The sequence below is a fragment of the Mycobacterium sp. genome (genome assembly GCF_049802695.1).
Taxonomy (GTDB): Bacteria; Actinomycetota; Actinomycetes; order Mycobacteriales; family Mycobacteriaceae; genus Mycobacterium.
Map to the genome: position 1 here is coordinate 1 of NZ_JBARMY010000223.1, position 6,830 is coordinate 6,830.

Annotated in this window: 4 protein-coding genes and 1 tRNA gene; 1 reads left to right on the forward strand and 4 read right to left on the reverse strand. The window is 64.2% G+C overall.

Annotation, left to right across the window (positions count from 1 at the left end; translation table 11 throughout):
- Nucleotides 1-179 precede the first annotated feature (179 nt).
- The 4 genes from WA317_RS09010 to WA317_RS09025 form a co-directional block, all read right to left on the reverse strand.
- Nucleotides 180-256: transfer RNA gene (locus tag WA317_RS09010), tRNA-Met, on the reverse strand.
- Nucleotides 257-545: 289 nt separating this feature from the next.
- On the reverse strand, nt 546-1,196 hold the full coding sequence (locus WA317_RS09015) for an HD domain-containing protein (RefSeq protein WP_425172702.1): 651 nt from the start codon (nt 1,194-1,196) through the stop codon (nt 546-548).
- A 204-nt stretch (nt 1,197-1,400) separates the two neighbouring features.
- Nucleotides 1,401-4,388 (reverse strand): UPF0182 family protein, encoded by a 2,988-nt coding sequence (locus WA317_RS09020; RefSeq protein WP_425172703.1) that lies wholly within the window; start codon nt 4,386-4,388, stop codon nt 1,401-1,403.
- 180 nt (nt 4,389-4,568) lie between these two features.
- Nucleotides 4,569-5,591 carry a YlbL family protein gene (locus tag WA317_RS09025; protein ID WP_425172704.1) on the reverse strand — a complete coding sequence of 341 codons (1,023 nt, stop codon included), beginning with the start codon at nt 5,589-5,591 and terminating at the stop codon, nt 4,569-4,571.
- A 129-nt stretch (nt 5,592-5,720) separates the two neighbouring features.
- Between WA317_RS09025 and WA317_RS09030 the strand changes: the two genes are divergently transcribed.
- Nucleotides 5,721-6,830: zinc-dependent metalloprotease (locus WA317_RS09030; RefSeq protein ID WP_425172705.1), on the forward strand; the 1,110-nt coding region annotated here is incomplete at its 3' end.

The window sequence follows — 6,830 nt, forward strand, 5'->3', positions numbered from 1 at the left end:
AACAACCGCGACATCCGCGTCCTGGACCACCACACCGGCCGACTCATCCGCAAACTCGTCCTTGACCCCACCCGCGACTACCAACCACGCAGCGTCAAATGCGGAAACTCACCCGAAAACAGGCTGAAGGTGTAAACAATGTCTCGGGACACCTGTCAACGATGTCCCGAGACATGACATGGTAGCGGGGACAGGATTCGAACCTGCGACCTCTGGGTTATGAGCCCAGCGAGCTACCGAGCTGCTCCACCCCGCGTCGGTGAATGCAACGTTACCGAACTGATCCGGGGCTCACCAAATCGAAGACGCGGCTACGGGTTCGACCTGGTCAAGCGGACATCGGAATTCAGCACCGAGACCGCCGGTTTGCTCTTGCCCTCACAGCGGCAGCGGTTCAGGACTCCAGTGGTGAAGCGATTCGCCTATCACCGGGCAGTGGCCGGCCGCGCCGCTCTGGCGAAGCTCGCGGTGGCCAGCGTGTCAGCCGGGTGCGCCGATATGCCCGTGTTATCACGTTGCAGACGGTGCAGCCGATCGGTTGGCCGCTATTCGGGCCAGGTGCTGTTGAGGATCATGTCGACGAAATTGTCGCGGACGAATGTGGGGTCGAAGCGCTGGAGTACGTCGGCGTTAACGGTGCCGAAGGTGCTGTGCGGGCGGTGTTTCATCCCGTCGTTGAATGCCGCCAGGATGTGTTGCTTGAACTCAGGTCGAGGGTGGGCGGCGGTGACTGCGGCAAGAGCTTCAGGAGAAAGGTCGTCGCGACCGATGCCCAACACATCGGTTTCGACACCTGCGGTTACCAAGGCGATCTCGGGCTCGAGGAACTCGGGTACTCCGGGGGTGGTGTGCAAGGCGATGCTCAACCAAACTTTTTCGGCGCCAGCTTGATCGACGCCGCGGTTCAGCAGGAAGTCTTTTGCCGCATTGGCGCTGTCTACCTCGAAGCGGAGGGTTGAGGTGCAGTAACGCTGGGTGAGGCCCAGGTCATGGAACATCGCTCCGACGTAGAGGAGCTCCAGGTCTGGGTACAGTCCGCGGCGACGGCCCTGTAGTGCGCCAAACAGAAACACCCGGCGCGAATGATGGAAAAGCAAGTCGTCTTCGGCGTCGCGGATGAAGTCAGTGGCTTCGCGCACGAGGGCGGTGTCGGGTATGGCGATGTCGGCGATGGTGTCATTCGACTGGCTGGCCATGATCTCGTCTCCTTGAGTCGATCGGGGCACCGGTTTGCCGGTTCGCGCTATCCGACCGCATAGGGGACGACGATGGCACTCTGGGTGCCAAACGGGCCGTCTCCCAGATGTTCGACACCGCCAGCGAGTCCGTCGCGGCTTTGGCGGCGGAATAAGGCGTCAGATAGCTGGCGTACCGGTCATCGCCGCTACCTCGTCAGAACCCTACTTGGTGTTGTCGAACTTGGTCATCGCGTCGTCGAGCCGCTGCAGGGCGGCGCCGTAACCGGCGAAGTCGCCCTTCTTCTGGGCGTCCTGGGCGGCGTTGATCGCTGTCTGGATGTCGCGCAGCGCCGCCGCCTTCGCCGGCGACAACTGAACCGTTCCATTCGGAGCCGCCGGAAGGGCGGCGGCCGGTGCCGGCGGCGCGGCGGGCGCTGCATCCGCCGGTGACGAAGTTCCACGCTGTGGACTCTGCGCCGCCCCGGAGTCGGTGGGTGCGATCCCAGTCGCGGCGGCGCCGGCGCCCGGACCGAACAACCCGGTGAGCGCATCGCCCACCGTCGGGCCGTAGCCGATCTTGTCGTTGTACATCATCGCCACCCGGATCAGCCGTGGATATGACGACGCCGCGTCACTGGCTCCGGGTGAGGCGTAGACAGGTTCGACGTACAGCAGCCCGCCCTGGGCTACCGGCAGAGTCAACAGATTTCCCCATCGAATCCGGTTCTGGTTGTCCCGCCCGATCACCCCGAGATCCTGCGACACCGCGGTGTCGGTGGTGATCGCGTTGTTGGCCAGCTTCGGCCCGTTGACCTGAGTCGGAATCGTCAGCACGGTGATCTTGCCGTACGTCGCAGGATCGGAACTGGCGCTGATGTAGGCGGCCAGGTAGTCGCGCTTGAACCGGTTCATCGCACTGGTCAGCTGGAATGACGACGAAGCACCGTCCCGCACAAGGTTTTTGGCGACGATGTAAAACGGCGGCTGGTAGCTGCTGGCAGTCGGGTTCGGGTCGAGCGGAACGTCCCAGAAATCTGATGTGGAGAAGAACGTCACCGGGTCGTTGACGTGGTATTTGGCCAGCAACATGCGCTGCACCTTGAACAGATCTTCCGGATAACGCAGGTGCGCGGCCAGCTCCGGCGTTATTTCGCTCTTGGGCTTTACGGTGCCCGGGAACACACTCATCCACGCTTTCAGCACCGGGTCTCGATCATCCTGCTGATAGAGGGTCACGGTGCCGTCGTAAGCGTCGACGGTGGCCTTCACCGAGTTCCGGATGTAGGACACCTGCTTGTCAGGGCCCAACCGGTTGAATGCGACTTCGTTGGAGTCCGCGGTCGCCGACGACAGCGAGGTGAGTTCGGAGTACGGATAGTTGTCCAGCGTGGTGTAGCCGTCGATGATCCACACCAGGCGCTTGTTGACGATCGCCGGATACACGTTGCTGTCGGTGGTCAGCCACGGCGCCACCGCCTCCACCCGCTGCGCCGGGTCGCGGTTGAATAAGATTCTGCTGTTGGATCCGATCACGTTGGAGAACAGAAAGTTTCGCTCGGCGAACTTGGCCGAGAACACCGCGCGGGACAGGCCGCTGCCGAGCGGGACTCCGCCGCTCCCGGTGTAGGTGTAATTCTTGGTTTCGGTGCTGGTCTCGTAGTCGTATTCGCGGTCCACGCCGGTTTTTCCGACGATCGCATAGTCCGCGGGCGTGTTGGCGATGACCGGTCCGAAGTACACCCGGGGCTGGTCGAGGCGGGCCGGTCCGTCGGACACCACACCGCCGTTCGCGCCGACCACGTTGACCAGGAACTCCGGATAGCCGCCATTCTGGTTGGGATCGTTGGCGATTCCGCGCACGGTGTTGGCCGGCGATGCGATGAACCCGTTGCCATGGGTGTAGACGGTGTGCCGGTTGATCCAGTCGCGCTGGTTGTCGATCAGCCGGTCCGGGTTGAGTTCACGGGCGGCGACGACGTAGTCGCGCAGGTTGCCGTCCCGGTCGACATAGCGGTCGATCGACAATTGATCGGGAAAATAGAAGAAGTTTTTGCCCTGCTGGAACTGGGTGAACGCCGGACTGATGATGGTCGGGTCGAGCAGGCGGATGTTCGACGTGGTTCCGCGGTCGGTGGCGACCTGCTCTGCGGTGGTCTGACTGTCACCGCTGTAATTGCGATAGCTCACTACGTTATCGGTCAGGCCGTATGCCTGTCTGGTCGCGGCGATGCTGCGGCTGATGTATTCGCTTTCCTTCTGCGCGGCGTTGGGCTTGACGCTGATCTGCTCCACGACCAGCGGCCAGCCGGCGCCGACGATCAGCGACGACAACAGCAGCAGCACCAGACCGATGGCCGGAATTCGCAGATCTCGCAGCACGACCGCCGAGAACACCGCGGCCGCGCAGATCAGCGCGATAGCCAACAAGATCAGCTTGGCCGGCAGGACCGCGTTGATATCCGTGTAGCCGGCGCCGGTGAACGGTTTGCCGGCCCGGGTGTGTGACAGCAGCTCATAGCGGTCCAGCCAGTAGGCGAAGGCCTTGAGCAGCACCAGCGTGCCGAGCAGGCTGGTTAACTGGACTCGCGTGGCACGGCTCAGCGCGCCGGTACGCCCCGACAGCCGGATGCCGCCGAAGATGTAATGCGCCACCACGTTCGCGGCCAACGCCAGAAACAGCGCGACGAAAAGATAGCCGACCACCAGTCGGTAGAAGGGTAACTCGAAGGCGTAGAACCCGAGATCCTTGCCGAACTGCGGGTCGTTGATGCCGAAATGACCGCTGTGCAGAAACAACTGGATCCGCACCCAGTACGTCTGGGCGATCATCCCGGCCAACAGCCCGATCACTGCTGGTATACCGACGCCGAACACCCGTAGCCGTGCCAACACGACGCTTCGGTACCGCGCCACCGGGTCGTTGCCGTTGCTGGGCATGAACACCGGCCGGGTGCGGTAGGCCAGCGCCAGACCGGCGAACACGATGCCGGCGACCACCAGGCCGACTATCAGGAACACCACGATGCGGGTCAACACGACAGTGGTGAACACCGAGCGGTAGCCGAGTTCACCGAACCACAGCCAATCCACGTAGCCGTCGATCAGACGGGGGCCGACCAGCAGCAGCACAATCACCGCGAGGGCAATCGCGATCAGAATCCGGCTGCGACGAGTCAGCTTCGGCATCCTCGCTGCGGGTCGCATCCCCACTGGCTACGCTCCCTGTTCAATGCGGTCCCGCGGCACCGCTAGAACCGGCGGCCGTCGGGGTTTCTCTCGACGGTCACAACTGTACGCACCGGCGACGCCGGTTTGCCGGGTCCGTGCCTTCGCTAGATCTGATGGCACGACTCCTCCTCATCGCGCTGTGCGCTCTGCATCGTCGTCGCGCTAGCAATTCGGCGGGCGGCCACCGGCGGTCACGGTGTGCAGCGCCTCTACCGCCTGGCCGAGGGTGTCGACTTTCACCAGTTGCAGACCGGCAGGGATATCGGAGGTCGCCTCGTAACAGTTCTTGGCAGGGACCAGAAACACCGTCGCGCCGGCCTCCCGGGCGGCGACCATCTTGTGCGTGATACCGCCGATCGCGCCTACCGTGCCGTCGGACTTGATCGTGCCGGTGCCCGCGACGAACTTCGACCCGGCGAGATCACCCGAAGTGAGTTTGTCGATCACAGCCAGGCTGAACATCAGACCCGCCGACGGCCCGCCCACATTGGCGAGATTGAAGTCGACGACGAACGGCGCCCACGGCGCATCCATCACCGCGACACCGAGAAACCCGTAATCACGATCCGGGCGAGCGCCGAGCGTGACCCGCGCGCTGCCGGCCGGCGCATTCTTGCGCCGGTAGCCAATAACCGCGGTCTGGCCTGCTTTGGTGTTTTTCAGCAACGAGGTGAACTGATCGACGGTCGCGACCGGGGTGCCGTTGACCGCGTTCACGGCGTCACCGACGTGCAGCTTGCCGGCTGACGGTCCCGGGTCGTTGACGCTCGCAACCGTCACCGCCTTGGGATACTTCAAAAAGCCCAGCGCGGCGTATTCGGCGCTGTCCTCAGAATCCTTGAAATCGGCGTTGTTGGCCTTATCGACTTCGTCACGCGATTTTCCGGGCGGATAGACCAGGTCGCGGGGCACCAGCTGTTCGCGTCCCGACAGCCACAGCGTCAGCGCCTCCCCCAACGTGAGCTCGTCACGCTGGGACACCGTCGTCATGTTCAGGTGACCGGATGTCGAGTGGGTCTGAGTGCCTTCGATGTCGACCACCTGCTTGCCGTCGACCTGCCCGAGCGTGTCGAATGTCGGGCCAGGACCCAGCGACACGAACGGAACCGTCACCACCGCGAGCAGCACACCGAACACCACGATCGGCACCAGCGCGACGATCAGCGTCATAATCCGCCTGTTCACGCCGCCTACATTAACTGGGCTGACCAGCCGGCCCCGGCGCTCAAGCCGTCGCCGACCCGGTATGCCCGGTTCACTCACAGCGTGATCCCGCAACGCGCGCCCGGCTGCGCCGATGAGTACCGTTGACGTATGGCCGACACGCCTTTCGGCTTCTCCGCCGGAGACGACCCCGACCGCGACAAGCGGAAAAAGAATGACCCCGAGTCGGGCTCGGGGTCAGCTGACCCGTTCGGTTTCGGCGGTGACTTCGACATGGCCGACCTCGGCCAGATCTTCACCCGGCTCGGGCAGATGTTCAGCGGCGCCGGCACCGTGACGGCCACCGGCAAGGAATCCGGCCCGGTGAACTACGAATTGGCCCGGCAGTTGGCGTCGACTTCCATCGGATTCGTCGCCCCGATTCCGGCTGCGACCAGTTCAGCGGTCACCGACGCCGTTCACCTCGCCGAGACCTGGCTCAACGGAGTGACCTCGCTGCCGGCGGGCACCACCCGAGCGGTCGCGTGGAGTCCGACCGACTGGGTCGACAGCACCCTCGACACCTGGAAGCGGCTGTGCGATCCGATGGCGCATCAGATTTCGACCGTGTGGGCCTCGGCGCTGCCCGAGGAGGCCAAAGGGATGGCCGGTCCGCTGATGTCAATGATTTCGCAGATGGGCGGCATGGCTTTCGGCTCCCAACTGGGCCAGGCGCTGGGGCGGCTGTCCCGCGAGGTGCTCACCTCGACCGACATCGGCCTGCCGCTGGGGCCCAAAGGGTTAGCGGCGCTGCTGCCCAACGCGATTGAATCACTCGGCGAGGGCCTCGAGCAGCCGCGCAGCGAGATCCTCACCTTCTTGGCCGCCCGGGAAGCTGCCCATCACCGACTGTTCAGCCATGTGCCGTGGCTGGCCAGTCAGCTGCTCGGCGCTGTCGAAGCCTATGCCCGCGGCATGAAGATCGACATGACCGGAATCGAGGAGCTGGCGCGCGATTTCAATCCCGCGTCGCTGTCCGATCCGGCCGCTATCGAACAGCTGCTGAACGAAGGCGTTTTCGAGCCGAAGGCGACGCCGGAGCAGACCCAGGCGCTCGAGCGGCTCGAAACCCTGCTCGCGTTGATCGAAGGTTGGGTGCAGACCGTCGTCACCGCCGCGCTGGGCGACCGGATTCCTGGCGCCGCGGCCCTCGGCGAGATGCTGCGCCGCCGTCGGGGCACCGGCGGTCCCGCCGAGCAGACGTTCGCGACGCTGGTCGGC

Excerpts from the sequence above, each read along its gene's own strand:
- WA317_RS09015 (WP_425172702.1), bottom strand. The coding sequence starts at position 1,196 with ATGGCCAGCCAGTCGAATGACACCATCGCCGACATCGCCATACCCGAC.